At 41.9% G+C, this 15,285-nt stretch carries 19 protein-coding genes; 6 read left to right on the top strand and 13 right to left on the bottom strand.

The window, feature by feature from the left end; genetic code table 11:
- Positions 1-113 precede the first annotated feature (113 nt).
- From KXQ82_RS16780 to KXQ82_RS16765, 4 genes are all read left to right on the top strand, one after another.
- Entirely contained in the window at positions 114-1,292 is a 1,179-nt protein-coding gene (locus KXQ82_RS16780) for an acetyl-CoA C-acyltransferase (protein ID WP_219489612.1), read from the top strand.
- A 22-nt stretch (positions 1,293-1,314) separates the two neighbouring features.
- A complete protein-coding gene (locus KXQ82_RS16775) occupies positions 1,315-2,232 on the top strand; it encodes a hypothetical protein (protein ID WP_219489611.1) in 918 nt (305 codons plus the stop codon).
- Between the two features lie 175 nt (positions 2,233-2,407).
- Positions 2,408-3,874, top strand: a complete 1,467-nt coding sequence (locus tag KXQ82_RS16770; protein WP_219489610.1) for a POT family MFS transporter — start codon at positions 2,408-2,410, stop codon at positions 3,872-3,874.
- Between the two features lie 116 nt (positions 3,875-3,990).
- Positions 3,991-4,212, top strand: coding sequence for a hypothetical protein (locus tag KXQ82_RS16765; protein ID WP_219489609.1), 222 nt, complete (start codon positions 3,991-3,993; stop codon positions 4,210-4,212).
- A 4-nt stretch (positions 4,213-4,216) separates the two neighbouring features.
- Here the strand turns inward: KXQ82_RS16765 and KXQ82_RS16760 are convergent, their stop codons facing one another.
- From KXQ82_RS16760 to glmM, 4 genes are all read right to left on the bottom strand, one after another.
- On the bottom strand, positions 4,217-4,852 hold the full coding sequence (locus tag KXQ82_RS16760) for a hypothetical protein (protein ID WP_219489608.1): 636 nt from the start codon (positions 4,850-4,852) through the stop codon (positions 4,217-4,219).
- A gap of 79 nt (positions 4,853-4,931) precedes the next feature.
- A complete protein-coding gene (locus tag KXQ82_RS16755) occupies positions 4,932-6,068 on the bottom strand; it encodes a cysteine desulfurase family protein (RefSeq protein ID WP_219489607.1) in 1,137 nt (378 codons plus the stop codon).
- A 124-nt stretch (positions 6,069-6,192) separates the two neighbouring features.
- Positions 6,193-6,528 (bottom strand): four helix bundle protein, encoded by a 336-nt coding sequence (locus KXQ82_RS16750; RefSeq protein ID WP_219489606.1) that lies wholly within the window; start codon positions 6,526-6,528, stop codon positions 6,193-6,195.
- An 80-nt stretch (positions 6,529-6,608) separates the two neighbouring features.
- On the bottom strand, positions 6,609-7,994 hold the full coding sequence (glmM, locus tag KXQ82_RS16745) for a phosphoglucosamine mutase (protein ID WP_219489605.1): 1,386 nt from the start codon (positions 7,992-7,994) through the stop codon (positions 6,609-6,611).
- An 84-nt stretch (positions 7,995-8,078) separates the two neighbouring features.
- Here glmM and KXQ82_RS16740 point away from each other — a divergent pair, with 84 nt between their 5' ends.
- Both KXQ82_RS16740 and KXQ82_RS16735 read left to right on the top strand, forming a co-directional pair.
- A complete protein-coding gene (locus KXQ82_RS16740) occupies positions 8,079-8,648 on the top strand; it encodes a phosphatase PAP2 family protein (protein WP_219489604.1) in 570 nt (189 codons plus the stop codon).
- Positions 8,645-9,370, top strand: coding sequence for a ZIP family metal transporter (locus KXQ82_RS16735; protein WP_219489603.1), 726 nt, complete (start codon positions 8,645-8,647; stop codon positions 9,368-9,370). Before KXQ82_RS16740 ends, KXQ82_RS16735 begins: the two co-directional genes overlap by 4 nt.
- 25 nt (positions 9,371-9,395) lie before the next feature.
- On the opposite strand, the gene KXQ82_RS16730 is transcribed toward KXQ82_RS16735, so the two are convergent.
- The 9 genes from KXQ82_RS16730 to nusB form a co-directional block, all read right to left on the bottom strand.
- A complete protein-coding gene (locus KXQ82_RS16730; RefSeq protein ID WP_219489602.1) occupies positions 9,396-10,286 on the bottom strand; it encodes a DUF6438 domain-containing protein in 891 nt (296 codons plus the stop codon).
- A gap of 62 nt (positions 10,287-10,348) precedes the next feature.
- Entirely contained in the window at positions 10,349-10,795 is a 447-nt protein-coding gene (locus tag KXQ82_RS16725) for a MarR family winged helix-turn-helix transcriptional regulator (RefSeq protein ID WP_219489601.1), read from the bottom strand.
- Positions 10,796-10,834: 39 nt separating this feature from the next.
- A complete protein-coding gene (locus KXQ82_RS16720) occupies positions 10,835-10,993 on the bottom strand; it encodes a C1orf53 family protein (RefSeq protein WP_219489600.1) in 159 nt (52 codons plus the stop codon).
- A complete protein-coding gene (locus KXQ82_RS16715) occupies positions 10,993-11,931 on the bottom strand; it encodes an MBL fold metallo-hydrolase (protein ID WP_219489599.1) in 939 nt (312 codons plus the stop codon). Before KXQ82_RS16715 ends, KXQ82_RS16720 begins: the two co-directional genes overlap by 1 nt.
- Positions 11,928-12,527: a dephospho-CoA kinase gene (coaE, locus tag KXQ82_RS16710; protein ID WP_219489598.1), complete on the bottom strand. Its 600-nt coding sequence runs from the start codon at positions 12,525-12,527 to the stop codon at positions 11,928-11,930. Before coaE ends, KXQ82_RS16715 begins: the two co-directional genes overlap by 4 nt.
- Positions 12,527-13,474, bottom strand: a complete 948-nt coding sequence (locus KXQ82_RS16705; RefSeq protein ID WP_219489597.1) for a CdaR family protein — start codon at positions 13,472-13,474, stop codon at positions 12,527-12,529. Before KXQ82_RS16705 ends, coaE begins: the two co-directional genes overlap by 1 nt.
- Before the next feature lie 104 nt (positions 13,475-13,578).
- Positions 13,579-13,893 carry a preprotein translocase subunit YajC gene (gene yajC, locus KXQ82_RS16700; RefSeq protein ID WP_219489596.1) on the bottom strand — a complete coding sequence of 105 codons (315 nt, stop codon included), beginning with the start codon at positions 13,891-13,893 and terminating at the stop codon, positions 13,579-13,581.
- A gap of 22 nt (positions 13,894-13,915) precedes the next feature.
- Complete coding sequence (locus KXQ82_RS16695; RefSeq protein WP_219489595.1) at positions 13,916-14,317, bottom strand: DUF1573 domain-containing protein; 402 nt, start codon at positions 14,315-14,317, stop codon at positions 13,916-13,918.
- A 1-nt stretch (position 14,318) separates the two neighbouring features.
- Complete coding sequence (nusB, locus tag KXQ82_RS16690; RefSeq protein WP_219489594.1) at positions 14,319-15,266, bottom strand: transcription antitermination factor NusB; 948 nt, start codon at positions 15,264-15,266, stop codon at positions 14,319-14,321.
- Positions 15,267-15,285: the final 19 nt, after the last annotated feature.

The following is a 15,285-nucleotide window of genomic DNA, read 5'->3' as shown; positions in this document are numbered from 1 at the left end:
GCAAACAACTATTATTCAATCATTGAACAGGCGCAACACAAATCGCTATCCATACGTTATAAGCTTGTGTAAATATGTAAGTTTGCACTGACCACATTATTGAACAATTATTTATGAACGAAGTTTATATAGTTGCCGCTACCCGTACCCCTATTGGAAGCTTCGGCGGCAGTTTATCATCATTTTCGGCCACACAATTGGGTGGCCTGGCTATTAAAGCGGCAGTTGAAAAATCAGGCTTAAAGCCGGAGCAAATACAGGAAGTTTATATGGGCAATGTGTTATCGGCCAATTTGGGCCAGGCACCGGCCACGCAGGCCGCAAAATTTGCCGGTTTGCCCGATCTGCCTACCACTACCATCAACAAAGTTTGCGCATCGGGTACCAAGGCCATTATGCTGGGGGCGCAGAGCATCCAGTTAGGGCAAAATGATATTGTTGTTGCCGGTGGGATGGAAAGCATGAGCAATACGCCTTATTATTTAGATAAGGCACGTAACGGTTACCGTTTGGGACATGGGCAGATCATAGACGGTTTGGTTAAAGACGGGCTTTGGGATGTGTATAATGATTTCCATATGGGATCGGCAGCGGAGCTGTGTGCCGTGGAGTATAATGTTAGCAGGGAGGAGCAGGACGCTTATGCTACCGAATCATACCATCGCGCGCAAACCGCACAGGCCGAAGGCAAATTTACTGCCGAAATAACCTCGGTTGAGATAAAAGACAAAAAAGGCGATGTGACTTCGGTTAAAGACGATGAGGACCCGCATGCTGTCAAATTTGATAAGATCCCTACGCTTAAACCAGTGTTTAAGAAAGATGGCACTGTTACAGCCGCCAATGCATCGGCACTGAACGATGGCGCGGCGGCTGTGGTATTAATGAGTAAACAAAAGGCTGACGAGTTGGGTATTAAACCGCTGGCAAGGATCATCGCTTACGCGGATACACAGCAGGAACCTGAGCGCTTTACTACCGCGCCATCAAAAGCTATCCCTTTGGCTTTGCACCGTGCGGGTTTAAAGAGCAGCGATATTGATTTCTTTGAGATCAATGAGGCATTTTCGGTAGTATCATTAGCTAATAATAAGATTTTGGAACTGAATCCCGCCAAGGTAAATATACATGGCGGCGCGGTGGCTATGGGGCACCCGTTGGGCGCTTCGGGCGCGCGTATTGTAGTTACTTTATTATCGGTGCTTGAACAAAACAAAGGAAAATACGGTGTTGCCGGAATTTGTAACGGCGGCGGCGGGGCCAGCGCAATTGTGATAGAAAATTTGCGTTAATTAGCTAAGTTCAATCACGATAATGAGAAACACCGCTTTAGGCTTACTGCTTTTTATATTTATACCATTTACTTCGTTAGCGCAGCAGGCCGGTAGTAACCCTGCAGCGTTAAAGCAATTACGTTTTTTTGAAGACAGCCTGAAATCATTAGGGAACAAAGTGATCAACCATCCTGAAGCTTTGGAGCGCAAAAACGCTAACTATACTTTTATAAAAACATTGGTGGGTGCTTTGCAGGTAAGCGGCTCATATAGCTATGGTTTTGATTCGGTAAAGAGCATGAGCATTATTAACGCGCCTGACAATAAGTTCAGGCTGATGACATGGCATGTGATGAACAGCGATGGCAGTTACCGGTTTTACGGTGCTATACAAATGAACAGCACTACCTTAAAACTTGTGCCTTTAGAAGATTATTCGCCCCTGCTTAAAAACCCCGAAGACTCGGTAGTTGATAACCGTAAATGGTACGGGGCCCAATACTATAAAATTATACAGGTAAGCGCGGCTACGCCGTATTATGTACTGGTGGGTTGGAAAGGAAATACCGAAAAATCGACCAAGAAGGTGATAGATGTGATATCTTTTAAAAACGATAAGCCCGTGTTTGGCGCGCCCGTGTTTGATGGGAACGGCAAAACACGTAAACGTGTCATTTTTGAGTATAACCGTTTGGCATCTATGTTGCTGCGGTATGTGCCATCGCAAAATACCATTGTGTTTGACCACCTGGTACCTCCCGACCCTAAAATGAAAGGTAAGTTTGATACCTACGGCCCCGATATGAGTTATTGTGGCTACCGGCTAAAAGAAGGACGCTGGGTGTATATTGACAATATTGATATGCGCAATATGCCCGATGCAGGCGACGACCAATTGGTTGACCCCAAAAAACAAGCCTTATTAGATAAACAAAGGGCGGCGGCCGGGAAGAATTAGTTAAAAAAACAGTTGATCAGGTTTATTGGATTGGCATACGTTAGCTATCCATGTGTTTTGCAAAAAACTTATGATAACCAATATAAAGCAATAAGTTTTGTTTACTTTCAACATTTAATTCTGACTAATAAGAATAATCTTAATTTAGACGAAATTTTTAATTGACCTTTTAAATATGCAAGAACCCACCACTGTGCCGGCTGAAAAGCCACGCTATCCGCGAAGTATTCCTTACATTATAGGCAACGAGGCTGCCGAGCGTTTCAGTTTTTATGGAATGCGCTCTATACTGGTAACTTTTTTGGCCGCGCAATTCTACAGTAAAATGTTCGGCCCGGCCGAAGCTGCTGCAAAAGCAAACCAAAGCACCCACTTTTTTGTGGCCCTGGCTTATACCCTACCCTTTGTTGGCGGTATTGTTGCCGATTGGTTTACCGGGAAATACAAGATCATTTTATGGATATCAATAGTATACTGTATAGGGCACTTATGTTTAGCTGTATTTGATACTAACTTATCGGGCTTTACAGCAGGTTTGGTTATTATAGCTATTGGTGCCGGTGGTATCAAATCCTGCGTATCCGCAAACGTTGGCGACCAGTTTGACGCAAGTAACCAATCATTATTATCAAAAGTATATGGCTGGTTCTACTTCAGCATTAATGCGGGCTCAATGTTCTCTACCGTACTTATACCATACGTATATAAAAATTATGGTGCGAAATGGGCATTTGGTATCCCCGGAATTTTAATGGCAATAGCCACCATAATTTTCTTTTCGGGAAGGAAAAAATATGTGCGTGTTCCGCCAAAAGGCGTTGATAAAAATAACTTCCTGTTCATATCGCTGTACGCGTTGTTTAATATGGGCAAAAAGAAAAAAGGCCAATCGTTATTAGATGTAGCTAAAGGGCCGTTCAATCCCGAAAAGGTGGAGGGCACAAAAGCGGTATATCGTGTGCTGGCCGTATTCGCGTTCGTGCCAATTTTTTGGGCCATGTGGGATCAATCTGAAAGCGAATGGGTACAGCAAGCCGAGCATTGCTACCGTGTAATTAATTTAGGTTTTACCCAGTTCACCATATTACCGGGCCAGGTACAAACAGTTAACCCGGTATTCCTTCTCATCTTTATCCCGATATTTACTTATGGTGTTTATCCATTTTTTGAGAAGATGGGTATTAAAACCACCCCATTACGCCGTATTGGCGCAGGCTTGTTTTTAACAGGTTTATCCTTCGTTATTATAGCCCTGATACAAACCAGTATTGACGGCGGCGGCCATCCAAATATCTGGTGGCAGGTGCTCGCTTTTATTATCCTCTCAGCAGGTGAGGTAATGGTATCTATAACAGGTTTGGAGTATGCTTATACACAGGCGCCTATATCAATGAAAAGCACCATGTCGGCCATATGGTTGTTAACTGTGGCTGCGGGTAACTTATTTGTAGGTTTTGTAAATGGTAGTATTGCAGAACATGGAATATTTAAAGGGCTTACCGGCGCAAGTTACTATTGGTTCTTTATCGAATTGATAGCAGGGTTTTTGATCATATTCATGTTTATATCGCCGCGATTGAAAGAACGTAATTATATTACAGACCCGGATGAGGTAGCTGTACCGGAAACTGAGAATTTATAATATCATTCCGCATTATTTTGAAAGCGCCCTGATCACCGGGGCGCTTTTTTTATGTAGTTATATTTCAAAACAACATGGCGGGTATACTGTTGTAAGGATATATAAAAACCAAGACCATGATAAACCCAATAAATTCAACCCCGCTAAACGAATCGGAAAATGATGCTGAAGATCAACAAAGCCAGCAGGATATACACTCTGATGGTATTGAGGGCACAGATGATGTAATATTAACTGAAACAGAACCTGATATTGAAGGGCTGCAGGCTGCCGACAGGGCATCTGAATCATCGTTCACTTTGAATGTAGATAAAGGGATTGCGCCGAAGAAGGAGTAGGCTTTTACGATATTAATTTATCGTATAGTATACCTATAACTGATGCAATAACAATTAACAATATCCAGGAAGTCAGCTTCGATTTATCGTCGATACTCTTATTAGTTCGTAACTGATAAAAAGCATAAGCCATCAAAACAACTATGCCCAAACCAGAGATGCCGACAATTATTTTGTTATCGGAAAGGTAAACGCATATCATCATTATGATTGCCATCATTATCGTACCTAAGGCCTTGTAGTTTACTAACTGATAACGAGGTTTACTTTTAACCTGAATAATGTTATTTAATATTATTTCAAGTTCGATAATGTTCTCAATTTGAGAAGGAATTATTAGTTTCCCATTTGAATTATTTGACTTTATGATTAAATAGCCATCATTACTTTTTTCAATACTCGTAATATCATCATATCTGATAATGATGCTTGGCTTACTAAATTGAAGCCGTGTCAAAGTCTCATTATCAGTTATTAACTGAATGCTTTCAAATGAATGCTTTTGACTTTTCACCCCACGATATATTACAAAACCTAAACAAAAGCACAGTATAGGAATGTTAAGTAAAAGATTGTTAATATTGGCTTCTTTCGAATGATATAAAGAAATTACAACGCCTACAATTACTGATATTGTCATTAGCGGTAAAATCCTAATGAAAATTTTCTTTTGAACTTTTTTAAAAGAGCCCGCGGGCACGTTAAATTGCTGCATGATATCAGGCCTTCACCAAACAAATCTCTTTTATCTTCTCTACAGTATAATCTACTTCTTCTTTAGTATTGTATTTTGAGAAGGAGAATCTTACCGCAGGGCGAAGCGGGCTTGAGCCGATGCCGGTTAATACATGCGAGCCAATATCTGTGCCGGAACTGCAGGCGCTGCCGCCTGAGGCGGAGATACCCGCTATATCTAAACTAAACAACAGCATATCTGCCATTTCCATTTCGGGGAAGGATACGTTGAGTACGGTGTACAGGCTTTTAGCCGGGTCAGTTTCGCCGTTGAACGCAATGCCGGGCACGTTGGCTTTTAATTGCGCCATCATATAGCTTTTAAAGCCTTGAATGTGTGCCTGGTGTTGTGGCATTTCGGCGTAAGCTAATTCCATAGCTTTGGCTAAACCAACGATGCCGTAAACATTTTCAGTACCGCCACGCATGTTGCGCTCCTGCGAACCGCCATACAGTAATGGCTTAATTTTGATCTTGTGGTTTACGTGTAAAAAGCCAACGCCTTTAGGACCGTGAAATTTATGTGCCGCGCCGACGATAAACTGCATTTTAAGCTTGCTCAGATCGTGCGGGTAATGTGCCATGGTTTGCACGGTATCGCAATGGTAAATGGCGTTGTATTTTTCGCAGATATCGCCTACCATCTCAATATCGGTTAGCGTGCCTATCTCGTTATTGGCGTGCATTAACGATACAAAACTACGGTTATGGCTTTTTAATAAGGTTTCGAGGTGCTCGGTATTTACGTTTCCTTTATCGTCAACATCAACAAAATCCAATTCAATCACACCGGCTTTTTCCATTGCCTCAAGGGTGTGTACAACGGCATGGTGTTCTATTTTGCTGGTGATGGCATGTTTGATACCATGATCTACAATACCACAACGGATGGCCATGTTATCAGCCTCGGTCCCCCCGGATGTAAAGAAGATTTCGGCAGGTGACGTGTGGAGCAATGATGCTACCGTTTTACGTGCTTTTTCGATAATGGTACGTACCTCGCGGCCATGGCCGTGGATGGATGAGGGGTTTCCAAAGTTTGTTTCCATTACCTGATACATTGCTTTTAGCACTTCAGGGTCAATAGGCGTTGTAGCAGCATTGTCTAAGTAAACACGCATCTTTTTTATTTATTGATTTATTGATTGATCGATTTATTGATTAATCAATTCAGTTAATATTTTATTTTTGATTTATTGATTGATCGAATTATTGATTAACCAATTTCAATTATTGATTAGAAAATTACTTTTGCAGTGTCGTTTTTCTCGCGGCAGCCACTACTTTCAGTATTTCTTTTCCTTCAGTTATTAATTTACTAATTTTCTCTTTATCTACAATTTCGGCTTCGGTCAGAATTTCCATCCAAAACACTGCTTCATCCGCTTCCTCAACAACGATAGAGAGTTTTGCACCGAATTCAGCTTTTGACCGCGCCCGGCAGGCAGCTCTGTAATTTGCGCCAACCGATGATGATGAGCGTAATAATTGTTTTCCAATAATCTTCGCTTCTTCAGTTTTAGGCAGATCCCTGAACAATTTGATATTATCGATCACAAACTTCTTTGTGCGATCTTTCATCAATTCAGCAAAATCTGCCTTATCATCCTCTCCATGCGATTCTTAAAAATCAATCACTCAATCATTCAATAAATCAATCATTAAACATTCAATATTTCTTTTATATCGGCAATTATCTTATTCGCCAAATTATTCGCAACGGTTTCAGAATCACCTTCTGAGTAGATGCGGATAATAGGCTCGGTGTTTGAGCGGCGCAGGTGTACCCATTGCTTATCGAACTCTATTTTTAAACCATCAATGGTGCTGTGCGGTTGCTTTTTGTATTTCTCTTCTACCTTAAGCAACAGGGCATCAATATCCATTTCGGGTGTTAACGTGATCTTGTTTTTGGAGATGAAATAGTTTGGATACGTATGCTTTAATGTAGAAATACTTTTACCAAACTTTGCCAGGTGCGTTAAAAACAGCGCGATACCAACCAAAGCATCACGCCCGTAGTGCGATGCCGGGTATATTACCCCGCCATTGCCTTCGCCACCTATTACGGCATTGGTTTCCTTCATCTTGTTCACCACGTTCACCTCTCCTACAGCGGCCGCATTGTACTCACCGCCGGCAAGTTCCGTCACATCGCGCAAAGCACGGGTTGACGACAGGTTAGATACTGTATTACCTTTATTGTTCTTCAACACGTAATCAGCAACAGCAACCAGGGTATATTCTTCGCCAAATACGTTTCCATCTTCGCAAACAAAGCAAAGGCGGTCAACATCCGGGTCAACGGCTATGCCCAGGTCGGCACCTTTATCCAATACTGTTTTTGACAGGTCTATCAGGTTTTCGGGCAGCGGCTCAGGGTTGTGCGGAAATTGCCCATCGGGCTCGCAAAACAGTTTATGCACTGTTTTAACGCCCAAAGCTTCCAGCAATGCCGGAACAAAGATACCGCCTGATGAGTTTACGCAATCAATAACCACCTTAAAATTTGCTTTGGCGATGGCTTTTACATCAACCAACTCCAAACCTAAAATGTGGTCGATATGCTTTTGCATATAGCTATTATCAACAATACGCTGTCCCAGGTCATTCACATCAGCATATTTAAAATCGCTTTTTTCGGCAATGTCCAATATCTCCAAACCATCGGCTTCGCTTACAAATTCACCATTCGCGTTAAGCAATTTGAGGGCGTTCCATTGTTTTGGATTATGGCTAGCGGTAAGGATAATACCTCCGCCTGCTTTTTCTAAAGGTACGGCAATTTCAACGGTCGGGGTTGTTGATAGGCCTATATCTACCACATCAATACCCAAACCCTGTAGTGTACCAACAACAATATTGAGTACCATCTCGCCCGAAATACGAGCATCGCGCCCAACAACAATTTTGTTGATACCCGATTTTTTAACGGCCCAGGCGCCGTATGCCGACGTAAATTTAACAATATCTAATGGCGTTAATCCATCGCCCACGGCACCGCCAATGGTGCCCCTTATTCCCGAAATTGATTTAATTAATGTCAAAGTATTAGTATTTACTGCAAAAATAACATTATTTGCCCGATAGCCAACGATTGTGCAATGTCAAATTAGCTATATTTGCCCTTCATGCCCCAGCAGCTTTTACAATTTGATCAGCATTTGTTTTACTTAGTTAACCACGGACTAAGCAATGCTTTTTTTGATTGGCTGATGCCCATTATTCGTAACCCGCTGGTGTGGATACCCTTGTACGTTTTTATTATCGCATTCAGTATTTACCGATATAAAAAAACGGGATTATATATTATTTTGCTGCTTGCCTTAACTTTTGGCATTGCCGATTTTGGTAGCGCCAGCATTATAAAACCTTTGATGCACCGCCTGCGCCCCTGTAACGACCCGGCTTTGGCTCAAACAATCATCACCCGTGTGCCCTGCGGCTCAGGTTATAGTTTCCCATCATCACATGCCAGTAACCATTTTGCTATAGCTATATTTTTGTGCCTGGTATTTGGCAGCAGGTGGCGTTGGGTATGGCCCGCGGCATTGTTATGGGCCTTTTCCATCAGCTTTGCGCAGGTGTATGTAGGCGTTCATTACCCTGTTGATGTTACCGGAGGTGCTTTGTATGGCCTTTTGGTAGGATGGGCCATGGTACAATTATTCAGAAAAATTCAACCCCAATTCCGGTTATGAGCGTTTGGCAATTGTTATTATTATTTGGCTGTGCTTTCCTTGGCGGGATGAGTATTTTTTTGTTTAAGGGCAGGGATAATACAAAGCTGCTTAAACTGGTGCTGTCGTTCAGCGGGGCATTTCTATTTGCCATCACTGTACTGCACTTGATACCTGATGCTTACCATGGCAGCGATAATTATGTAGGCGTATTCATTCTCGGGGGCTTTTTATTCCAGATCGTTTTGGAGCAGTTTTCGGATGGTGTGGAACACGGGCATATCCATAAACATACTGACCACGGGCACACGGTATTCCCCTTCGCTATTTTGATCAGCCTTTGTTTACATGCTTTTTTAGAAGGGATGCCATTGGCGCAAGGCTACCAGAATCAATTAGTGTTCGGTATCGCGCTGCATCATATCCCGGCTTCGTTCGCGTTGGCGAGCGTGATGCTGGCCAACCATGTGGCGAAGAATAAAATGATCTTCTTTTTGTTCCTGTTCGCAATAATGGCACCGGTAGGTTACTTTTTCAGCGATACGTTAAGCCACAGCAGCGTTTGGAACCTGCAGCATTACTTTAACCGGATAATGGGTATTGTGATCGGGATATTTTTGCATATATCTACCACCATCCTCTTCGAATCGACCGACGATCATAAATTTAATCTGCGAAAGCTGGTAGTTGTTCTGTTGGGTATCAGTATCCCGCTGATAGGGTTTCTTCTTGAGGTTCATTAGTTTATTGGTTCATTGGTCATTAGTCCTATCTATTATCCTTACCCAGATCAGGTTTTGCCGTAAACTGAACATCAAAATCAGTCGCGGCACGCTCCAACTTGATTTTTTGTGGCAGATCCATCAAATAATTAAAAAGTGGCCCTATTGCCAAAGGCATCGTCATCGAATTGATGGCCCATACTTTATGGTTATACCAAATCTCCAAAGTATAGGTAGGCAAATCGATATTCCTATCTGTATTCGCCCTCAACTTGTCCAGTTCAGACATTTTTAATATGCTGATCAGACTGTTGTAAAGCTTTGGAGAAAGCATGCCTGTAAAACTCCCTTCCAAGGCATTTAACTTTTCGTTTTCCGACATGTTCGGAATATTATGTTGCCTCGGATCTCTCTCCCTAATATACTTCATTGTTTTATCGTTATCGATCCGGATACTCATGGGTATGCATGGACCGTAACAGGTAGTGGAGTGGAACAGTATCTTCTCAAACTTTATGGTATCTGTGTAATCAGCATCGAGATTGTGAAATTTTAGTTTATCCGAGCCTTTACCGGGAGCTATACGGTCAATCACATCACGCGCGGCTGCATCCATGGGCTTCAAAATAAAAAACCCTTTTTTCCCGGTGTCGATCAGGAATCGGGCAACAGGCATCCTATTTTCCTTAAAAATGAGCGTATCGGTTTTTAATGTGTAGCGCGATACGGATCGTACCGGCAATACATGCCCCCTGAAATTATGATACCGGGCCGGATCCATCGACTCGATGACCAATATCGAATCCCCGGTGTATGCTAAAATGGTTTGGAGATATAAAAGGCGGTCATCACTCACCCAAACTTTCTGTTGTGGCAATGTTTGAGCCTTAGCTAAAAGAGTGACGCCAACAAGTAATAAGATAAAAAAGATTTTCATGCTTTCGGATTTTTAACAGCACGATGTACGATGGCACCGATTTCCATAAATGCAGAAATAAATTATCCCCTCATCTTATCCAGCAAAGCACTCAGTTGCCCTGCTTCTTCTTCGGTGAGGTTGTTCTTCAGGACATCGCGGGTTTTTAGCTCGATATCCAGTTTGGATAATATGTCTAAACCTTCATCGCTGATACGGATATCAACAGAACGGCGGTCTTTATTATTGGTGCAACGGGTAACCAATTGCTTTTGCACCAGGCGATCGACGATACGTGAGGCGTCTGACATTTTATCCAGCATGCGGTCCTTTAACAGGTTTACTGTTGCTGGGTTTGGCAATTGCCCACGCAATATGCGGAGTATATTGTATTGTTGCTGGGTAATGTTATATTTATCGAGATGATCGCGCATTATGTAGTGCAACCAATTATAGGTAAACACGATGTTTACAGTAGAGCGATGATAATTATCCTCAAATTTACCTTGTATTTCCTTATCTATCTCCATTATAAATTCTCAAAGGCCTGATATTCAAATATGACTATTTTATTTTGATTTTTTAACCTCACCGGTTTCCTTTCCGTAACCCCAAGGGCAATGTTTACATTTATTTTTACAGCAATACCCACGTTTTAGGTGGGCGGCTTCTGTAAAAACATACCTGCCCTGATCGTCAACATAATAATCTATACCTTCAACAAACACTATTTTAACAGTTTTACTTCAATATTACCGGCAAAATGCTCCTGCAAATGTGTACCATCGCCATGTAAGGTCCATATTTGTTTTGGTTTGGTAAAGTTAACACATTGCAGTATATCGTTCCAATCCACATGGTCTGATATAAACAACGTATCCTGCTCATTAGTTTGCAGGTTTTTCCATCCTGATGCAAATAAACGCTTTACACCTGTAGCTTTAAAATAACTATCGAAGGTAAAAGGCGGCACCAGGTATACGTATTCCTTCTGCTCCTTCATCAGTTTGCGGCCATACATCTGGTATTTACCGAGGCTAAAACCGTGCTTTTCATACACCGCATTGATGGGCATTATTTTATGATGCACCAAAATGATCTTCTGCGGGCAATGGGTGCTGATAAGGTTAATGAGCCGCTGACTTTTACCCAAAGCATACGCGCCAAGCAGGATATTGCTCTTAATACTATTCAGCTTTTGGATCTCGGTAACCGGATCGGGGTGTTGGGTGGCGGGGTTGGCAAAGGTACTTTCGGAGATGAGCACATCTGTTTCTATCCACTCGATGGGTTGGCAGGTAGCATCGGGCTGTACCTTGTAATCGCCTGTGTAGAGGTAGCGGATACCTTTGTACTCCATCAACACCTGCGCGGAGCCTAAAATATGGCCGGCCGAAATAAAGACAACTTTTACCTCCCCTATCAAAAATGGTTCGTGAAATTTAAATGTGTTAAAGGTTTTAGCGGCAGTTTTACCATAGCGCAGGGTCATCAGGTCGGCAGTAGCGGCGGTGCTGTATACCAATTTGTTACCCGTTACGGCATGATCGCCGTGGGCATGGGAGATGATAGCTTTTCCGGCGGGTTGTTTTGGATCGAGGTAAAAATCGCCGTAGCGGCAATAGAGGCCGGTTTCGTTGATCTCAATAAAATCGGCTAGTATCATTTGGTACCCGCCATTTCTAAAAACTGTTGGTGCAGTGCCAGTACCTGCGGGATAACCAGGGCAGTATCATCATTAATGATGGTATAATCGGCCAGTTTGATCTTTTCTTCGTCGGGCATTTGCCTGGCGTTACGGCTCAGAACTTCTTCTTTTGTGATACCATCGCGGCGGGTTACACGATTCAGGCGGGTTTCCAGGGGCGCATAAACCATAATGGCCTTATCGCATAGTTTGTAAGAAGCAGCTTCGAACAATAAAGCGGCTTCTTTGAGGATATAAGGCACATTGCCCACCTGCTCTACCCAGGTATCAAAAGCACGGAATGTGGCGGGATGAACTATCGCGTTCAATTTTTCCAGTTTAGCGGCATCGTTAAAAACGATGTTGGATATATATTTACGGTTAAGGCTGCCATCATCAAAATACGATTCTTCGCCAAACTCCTGTTTGATGGCATTGATCAGGATCTGATCTTCAACCATTACACGTTTGGCATGGTCATCAGCATAAAAAACGGGTACACCAAGCACTTCAAAAACTTTGCTTACTGTTGTTTTGCCGCTGCCTATTCCGCCTGTTATTCCAACTTTAAGCATTATTGATTAACGATAAAATCTATATTCTGAGGTTCTATTTTCACTATCTTACAAAAAGCGGGCACACGCACCGTTTTAACCGGGAGTTGGTGCAAACCCTGATCATGCCATAAATTCAGATCGGCAACGGCTTCAAAAAAGCTTTCATCGGTAGCGGTATATTTGCCAAGAGGAACAGTAAAAGTAACTTTAACCTTTTTAGGGAAAACCTTTACGTTGTAATAATCCTTATTATTGGCCAGCTTAACGGGTATATATATTGTTTTCTCGGTATACTCATCAACAGGCAACTTAACCTGCACGGTTTTGGGGTAAATATTAATGTTTGACTGAGAAACAGGCTGCAATTTAATTGTTCGCCTGATGGTATCAGCAATATCAATCAACGCCAGCGAGTCTGTTTTCCATGCATTAATATTAGCAAGTATATTGGCAGGGCCACTTATGGTTACATAATCGGGGTTTAACAGTGCATTGCCCGAAAAAGCATACTGGTGCCTGAATTTGATATTCGACAGTAATTGTATAGGTACGCGTTTAACCACCCTCGATGAGAAATCAAAGTATAGCGTATCCGGATTAAAGGAAATGATCTGCTGATCTGACGCCCATTTTTCGTTAATGCTTTTTAGCTGGGTGTTTAATACGATGAAATTTTTAAAATCGAGGTTCTTTAAATTAACCGGGATGGTTTGGTTGTTCAGTTTCATGGCCGAAAACAATAAATTCCAGCCGCTGCCCTGAACGGTTACATCGGCCGAATCTGCCTGTAAGGCCCGGAAAGAACGGTGTATGGGTGCATTGGTATAAACCAATGCCGCTTTAAAAGTATAAGGATAATTTTTTGACAACATGGTAAACATCCAGGCTACAAACGCCAAAGCCAGGCAGGTAAAAAATACCGATAGCCGCCTGCGTTCGTTTTTGGATAGTTTAATGATTGCCATTGTAACAAAATTATAAATAAATCAGACTGAAAACAGGGTAATCATCAGCCTGCAAAAAAAAAGCCCTACCAAAGTAGAGCTCTTTGTTTCCGGAAACTATTCCCTTAAGCTTTTTCGGGTGCATTAAGCGCTTTAGATGCTTCCAAAGAAATGGCCGACTTATCAAAGCGCATTTTTACATTATTATCAACGTTAATGGTAACAATAGTATCGGTTATTTCGGCAATGTGACCGTGTATACCTGCGGTAGTTACCACCTTATCACCTTTTTTAAGCTCTTCAACAAATTTCTTTTGGTCTTTTTGTTTTTTGATCTGCGGGCGGATCATGAAAAAATAGAACACTACGAATATCAATCCAAACATTAGAATTTGCTGGATGGTGGCAGAGTTCATTTGCAATAAAATAGTAGCGGTCATTTTAATTTAATTTATGTGTTGTTTACTTTTCTGTTACCTCGCCGGTTAAATGCACCATAGATTGGGCCGGATTGGTATTACCTGTTACGGTTATCATTTTATCTTGTATACCCTTTTTACCTGCGCTGTGAAAGGTAACTTTAATTTCGCCTTTATCACCGGGTTGGATAGGTTCTTTAGGCCACTCGGGTTTTGTACAGCCACAGGTAGCCACAGCATCAGTAATGATCAATGGCGATTTACCATTATTTATAAACGCGAATTTGTGCATTACCGAGTCGCCCTCTTTAATTTTACCAAAATCAAATTTGTCTTCGGTAAATTTAATAGCGGCAATTTCGCCAGCAGTGGCGGTAGTTTTGTTAGTTTGGTGGCAGGCCATCAGCATTGTTGCTGTTACAAGGCCAAAAAATAACTTTCTCATATTATTCCATTAATCCTCTTCCGGTTTTCTTTATTTTATTATCAGCTTTAAGCTCGGCTAAAATTTTGTCTAAGATACCGTTTATAAATGAATTACTCTTTGGCGTACTAAATTCCTTCGAAATTTCGAGGTACTCGTTTATGGTTACCTTAACCGGGATTGAAGGGAAGTACATAAACTCGGCCAGCGCCATTTTCATCAATAAAGTATCCATCATGGCAATACGCTCAGGCTCCCAGTTTTGGGTTTTGTTGGCTATCATTTCCTGGAAGGTTTCATCATAACGTATAGTTTGCTGGAACAAGCTGATGATAAACTCACGGTCGTCATCCCAGTTCACTACTACTTCGGCAAGCTTGTTTTTCTCAGGCTCTTCAAAAGCGAAGTTTTTAAAGGTCTTCGCGATAAGCGCCTGTAATACATCTTTATCAACCGGCCAGTAAATAAACTTATCCTCAAAAACCTGCTCGGCTATTGATGATTTAAGGATCACTTTTTTGAAGATGAATTTGATGATGTCTTTATCCGAATGTATGCTATCGTCAGTTTTTTCGAGATAGGCTTTGTAATCGTCGGATGCCTTGAGGGTAGCAAAAAGCGACTTGGTTAATTCAGGATCGAAATCCCAGATCACCTTGTACTTTTTAGTATGGGCCAGGTATTCTTTGTTTTTGTTGAGCGACTGGATGAAGGTGTTACCTAGAATTTTAAGGTTGGGTTTCAGGTCGGCTTCGGTAGGCAGGTATTTGTTTGACATTGCCGTTGCATCGGTATCGGCATATTGTGCCACTTCGTTAATGAGCGACAGCATCCAAATGTACATTTCCTGTACTTTGTCAACACTTTGAATTAACGATTTTTCGTAAGCCTTAAGATCCTTTTTTTCGGACTGATGATAAGCATACAATGATTGTAATACTTTTACGCGCAGGTGCCTTCTGTTTAGCATGTGATAAGAACGATTTTGC

Origin of the sequence: Mucilaginibacter rivuli (assembly GCF_019391655.1) — a bacterium.
In the GTDB taxonomy this organism is placed as follows: domain Bacteria; phylum Bacteroidota; class Bacteroidia; order Sphingobacteriales; family Sphingobacteriaceae; genus Mucilaginibacter; species Mucilaginibacter rivuli.
The sequence above is the reverse complement of the archived record's forward strand: the minus strand, read 5'-3'. Positions and strand labels throughout refer to the sequence as shown.

Coding starts and splice junctions, on each gene's coding strand:
- KXQ82_RS16705 (WP_219489597.1), bottom strand. CDS start 13,474: ATGGCAATCATTAAACTATCCAAAAACGAACGCAGGCGGCTATCGGTA.
- KXQ82_RS16715 (WP_219489599.1), bottom strand. CDS start 11,931: ATGATACTAGCCGATTTTATTGAGATCAACGAAACCGGCCTCTATTGC.
- yajC (WP_219489596.1), bottom strand. CDS start 13,893: ATGACCGCTACTATTTTATTGCAAATGAACTCTGCCACCATCCAGCAA.
- KXQ82_RS16725 (WP_219489601.1), bottom strand. CDS start 10,795: ATGGAGATAGATAAGGAAATACAAGGTAAATTTGAGGATAATTATCAT.
- nusB (WP_219489594.1), bottom strand. CDS start 15,266: ATGCTAAACAGAAGGCACCTGCGCGTAAAAGTATTACAATCATTGTAT.
- coaE (WP_219489598.1), bottom strand. CDS start 12,527: ATGCTTAAAGTTGGAATAACAGGCGGAATAGGCAGCGGCAAAACAACA.
- KXQ82_RS16755 (WP_219489607.1), bottom strand. CDS start 6,068: ATGCGTGTTTACTTAGACAATGCTGCTACAACGCCTATTGACCCTGAA.
- KXQ82_RS16780 (WP_219489612.1), top strand. CDS start 114: ATGAACGAAGTTTATATAGTTGCCGCTACCCGTACCCCTATTGGAAGC.
- KXQ82_RS16750 (WP_219489606.1), bottom strand. CDS start 6,528: ATGAAAGATCGCACAAAGAAGTTTGTGATCGATAATATCAAATTGTTC.
- KXQ82_RS16775 (WP_219489611.1), top strand. CDS start 1,315: ATGAGAAACACCGCTTTAGGCTTACTGCTTTTTATATTTATACCATTT.
- KXQ82_RS16765 (WP_219489609.1), top strand. CDS start 3,991: ATGATAAACCCAATAAATTCAACCCCGCTAAACGAATCGGAAAATGAT.
- KXQ82_RS16730 (WP_219489602.1), bottom strand. CDS start 10,286: ATGAAAATCTTTTTTATCTTATTACTTGTTGGCGTCACTCTTTTAGCT.
- KXQ82_RS16740 (WP_219489604.1), top strand. CDS start 8,079: ATGCCCCAGCAGCTTTTACAATTTGATCAGCATTTGTTTTACTTAGTT.
- KXQ82_RS16695 (WP_219489595.1), bottom strand. CDS start 14,317: ATGAGAAAGTTATTTTTTGGCCTTGTAACAGCAACAATGCTGATGGCC.
- KXQ82_RS16735 (WP_219489603.1), top strand. CDS start 8,645: ATGAGCGTTTGGCAATTGTTATTATTATTTGGCTGTGCTTTCCTTGGC.
- KXQ82_RS16760 (WP_219489608.1), bottom strand. CDS start 4,852: ATGACAATATCAGTAATTGTAGGCGTTGTAATTTCTTTATATCATTCG.
- KXQ82_RS16770 (WP_219489610.1), top strand. CDS start 2,408: ATGCAAGAACCCACCACTGTGCCGGCTGAAAAGCCACGCTATCCGCGA.